The organism is Chromohalobacter sp. 48-RD10 (assembly GCF_029889785.1).
In the GTDB taxonomy this organism is placed as follows: Bacteria; Pseudomonadota; Gammaproteobacteria; order Pseudomonadales; family Halomonadaceae; genus Chromohalobacter.
Genome location: NZ_JARANX010000144.1, coordinates 1 through 1,256, shown reverse-complemented (window position 1 = coordinate 1,256; position 1,256 = coordinate 1). Strand labels below are relative to the sequence as shown.

General features: G+C 49.1%; 2 protein-coding genes. Both read right to left on the bottom strand.

What is annotated here, in order from left to right; genetic code table 11:
* Positions 1-601 (bottom strand): UbiA prenyltransferase family protein (locus tag OP496_RS17810; protein ID WP_280565258.1); only part of this gene is annotated, 601 nt, incomplete at its 3' end.
* A gap of 173 nt (positions 602-774) precedes the next feature.
* Positions 775-1,256, bottom strand: a 482-nt coding sequence (locus OP496_RS17805; RefSeq protein WP_280565257.1) for a hypothetical protein, incomplete at its 5' end; no start/stop codon positions are given.

The following is a 1,256-nucleotide window of genomic DNA, read 5'->3' as shown; positions in this document are numbered from 1 at the left end:
GGCTATAGTCATCCAATACACGGCGGGTCAGCCCTCCGTTGCAGTGCTCGTTACTCTCAAGCATCAGTAGTTCAGCGCGTCGCTTGGAGAAACCCAGAAACAGCGTGACCATCAAACCGCAGAGCAGCAGCCACGCGGACGGCTCGATGCCTAACCCCACCGTGCCGGCCAGAATGCGCAACATGAAGCCGGACGAGATCAAGAATACATCCAGGATCACGATGTGCTTGAGGCGCCAAGAGTAAAAGATGTTGATGACAAAGTAGGTTGCCACAAACAGAGCGACCCAGCCGCTAACCAACAGTGCTAGCACCATCGATGCGGCTATCAGCCCACCAAGCAGTCGTTTGGCCACACGCGTGGAAATGGCACCACTAGGCAAGGGACGACGACACTTCACCGGGTGAGCCCGATCCGCCTCGATGTCCATGATGTCGTTGAGCACATACACCGCACTCGCCATGCAGCAGAACGCCAGAAAAGCCAACAGTGCTTGAGAGAGTGTGAAGAGATCCCACTGATGGGCAAATAACGGCCCGACTAGCACAAAACCATTCTTGAGGTACTGGTGTGGCCTTACCAGCTTTATGACCGAACGCATATATAAAACCCCTGCGACGAGACATTGACTTGCCCTCTTGTTCAACCGCCCCCGAACTTCTAGAAATCCGCTCACAATAGCCTCGTTATCATTGCGCGAAACCGAATCGCCGGAGCTTTATAAAGCAGACCACCTCACCCCGGCATATTAAAAGAGAGTCTTGAACTAGAATTTTAACTAAAAGCAGCGCGTGCCTCGTCTGTTGCACGGTGTTGCAAGTTAGCCGCTCTAGATGCGTCAGAGCTTAACATCTTATGCATTTTTATAATCATAAAGACTCTAAATGCAAGGACATTACCATCGACTGATCGGCGAACCACTGTATCACGCAGCCGGTTCTTTATTGAGGTGGGTAATAATGAGATTACCAGCCCTTTTATGCTCTGTCTTCTCGACTCATCCTTTCCGACTTTTATTTCGCTAATAATTCTATTTACAAAACCAGCCCCGAATAACTCAGCCGAATAATTGCTAATAATCTCTGACTTCATAAGGTCGACACACGCTTTCTCTCGGAGTATGTCTTGAGGATTAGCATTTGCGCTTTTAAGGGCAAATGGAATATTGCTGCCCATAGACTCAACTACACTCTTAAACAAAAACTTGTCTTCCCTGAGGTCATCAGGCAAGCTTCTAACAACACCCAGAATTGATC